Below are 1,707 nucleotides of genomic sequence, written 5' to 3' on the forward strand. Positions count from 1 at the left end.
GAGGGAATCTGATTCCCTCAAGGAGCCCTTCACGGACAACTGCGGACGTGGGTCAGGCGCTGCAGCTGAGCTGCCGCCCCTCCCCCGACACCGCTTTCTCGGCGACCACGTGCCCGTCCACCCGGATCCGGCACAGCAGCGCCCCGGCGCTCTGCGCGACCAGGCTGCTGAACACCGCCTGCCCGGCGGGAGCCGTCCGCTGCACGGTCACCGACCAGGGCAGCTGCACCTCGGCCTGTTGTTCGAGGTCGCCGCCGGTCGCGACGTAGGTGAGGTTGTGCGCGACGTCCCCGCCGGTCAGTTCGTAGACGACCGTGCGGGTCACCTCGCGGGCGACCGCCGGTTCGACGGTCACCGACGGCACCGACGCGGCCGGAGCGGGCCGGCCCGGATTCGCTTTCGGCATGACGTACCACGCGACAGTGACCGCGACGGCGATGACGCCGACCACGACCACCGCGCTTCCGAGCGGCCGCAGCCTGCCCGTATCCCCCCGGTCCGCCGTGGGCCGGGTCGCGCCAGGAACACCCATGGAGAGGTCTTCTCTTCTCGAGCGCACTTCCCGCGAGTGCGACGTCTGGTTCTTCGCCAGACCGTTACACGGCGTTAGCCAACCCGGGAAAATCAGCTTCTTATCACCCTGTTGGGGGTAGCAGGGGTTCGCTCAAGGGTACGGTCACCACGCACGATGCCGCTTACGCTCGGACCATCCCCTCGCGACGCAGGGTGATCAGTCGACCAGTCCGGCGTCGGCCAGCATCCGCAGCACGCGCTGTCCGGCGGGCGGGCAGGCGGCGGCGTCCGCGGAGCGCAGCCAGGCTGCTTCGGCGATCTCGGCCGACGGCTCCGGTTCGCCGGTGTGGTCGGCGGTGTAGCAGGTCATCCGGACGCGGCGGCCGTCGGCGAATCCGTCGGCCTGCTCGTCGAGCAGCGCGAAGAACCGGAAGCTGAGCGGGTCGAGCGCGACGCCGAGTTCCTCGCGGATCTCCCGGCACAGCCCTTCGACGTCGCCCTCGCCGGGTTCGCGCTTGCCGCCGGGAAGATAGAACTTTTCCTTGCCGGTCGTGCGGACGGACAGCAGCCGCCGGTCCCGCACGTGGACCCAGGCCAAAGCGTCGATCGGGGTCATGCGCGCATTCTGTCGTACCCGCGAGGCATGATCGCGGGGTGTACTGCGAAAGCCCGCCGCCGGACCCGCTGCGCCGCTTCGTGCGGTGCCGCTGGGAGTCGGTCGAGCGCGGGCCGAAGCGGATCGTCCCGGACGGCTGCGTAGATCTCGTCGCGGGCGGCGGCGAGGTGTTCGTCGCGGGGCCGGACACGGCGGCGTGGACGTCGGTGTTCCCGCCCGGCGCGCGGGTGCGCGGCCTGCGCTTCGAGCCGGGCGCTGCGGCCGCGATGCTCGGCGTGGGCGCGGACGAACTGCGCGACAGCCGGGTTTCGCTCGCGGACCTGTGGAACCACCGCGGCGCGACGCTCGCCGATGAAATCCTCAGCGGCCGCGACCTCGCCGATGCGATGGCGGACGTCGCGGCGGACCAGGCGGTCGCGGCGGATCCAGTCGTGGAGCGGATACTGGCGCAGCTCGCCGCCGAGACTGCCCGGGAGGTCGAGACTCCGGGCCAGCACTTCGCGCAGCGCCCGGCCGGTGCGGATCACCGGCACGGAGGACCCGCGGTCGTCCCGCCCCCAGCGAAACCGGGCCCCACC

The 1,707-nt window shown here is 71.9% G+C and carries 3 protein-coding genes; 1 reads left to right on the top strand and 2 read right to left on the bottom strand.

Going from position 1 to position 1,707, the window contains the following annotated elements; genetic code table 11:
* Positions 1 to 52: 52 nt before the first annotated feature.
* Both ACWGIC_RS43770 and ACWGIC_RS43775 read right to left on the bottom strand, forming a co-directional pair.
* Positions 53 to 532, bottom strand: a complete 480-nt coding sequence (locus ACWGIC_RS43770) for an MmpS family transport accessory protein (protein ID WP_452081847.1) — start codon at positions 530 to 532, stop codon at positions 53 to 55.
* 198 nt (positions 533 to 730) lie between these two features.
* Positions 731 to 1,129: an NUDIX hydrolase gene (locus tag ACWGIC_RS43775; RefSeq protein ID WP_452081848.1), complete on the bottom strand. Its 399-nt coding sequence runs from the start codon at positions 1,127 to 1,129 to the stop codon at positions 731 to 733.
* Positions 1,130 to 1,167: 38 nt separating this feature from the next.
* Here ACWGIC_RS43775 and ACWGIC_RS43780 point away from each other — a divergent pair.
* Positions 1,168 to 1,707: DUF6597 domain-containing transcriptional factor (locus tag ACWGIC_RS43780; protein WP_452081849.1), on the top strand; the 540-nt coding region annotated here is incomplete at its 3' end.

The sequence above is a fragment of the Amycolatopsis sp. NPDC054798 genome (genome assembly GCF_053611505.1).

Coding starts and splice junctions, on each gene's coding strand:
- ACWGIC_RS43770 (WP_452081847.1), bottom strand. CDS start 532: ATGGGTGTTCCTGGCGCGACCCGGCCCACGGCGGACCGGGGGGATACG.
- ACWGIC_RS43775 (WP_452081848.1), bottom strand. CDS start 1,129: ATGACCCCGATCGACGCTTTGGCCTGGGTCCACGTGCGGGACCGGCGG.